Origin of the sequence: Bittarella massiliensis (ex Durand et al. 2017) (assembly GCF_017566145.1) — a bacterium.
Taxonomy (GTDB): domain Bacteria; phylum Bacillota; class Clostridia; order Oscillospirales; family Ruminococcaceae; genus Bittarella; species Bittarella massiliensis_A.
Map to the genome: position 1 here is coordinate 1 of NZ_JABFCL010000208.1, position 223 is coordinate 223.

1 pseudogene is annotated in these 223 nt (G+C 31.8%); it reads left to right on the forward strand.

Annotated elements, in window-relative coordinates:
- A pseudogene (locus HJY11_RS14055) lies at positions 1-223 on the forward strand (hypothetical protein); the annotation flags it as partial.

A 223-nucleotide genomic window follows, 5' to 3' on the forward strand; every position in this document is an offset into this window, starting at 1 on the left:
TTGTCTTACTGCCAGAATTTTTGTGTTCCAGTATCAGTGATGCAATATTAAGAGCCGGCTGGAAGTTTCAGTATTATACTGTTAGTAAAGATTTGGAAATTGTAGAAGAGGAGATCGAAGAAAAAATTCAGGAATATCCGGTTTTATTTTTCATTGACTATTTTGGTAAGAATCAATCTCAGAAATTTTTGAAAAGACTTAAAGAATCATATTCAGAGCTTGT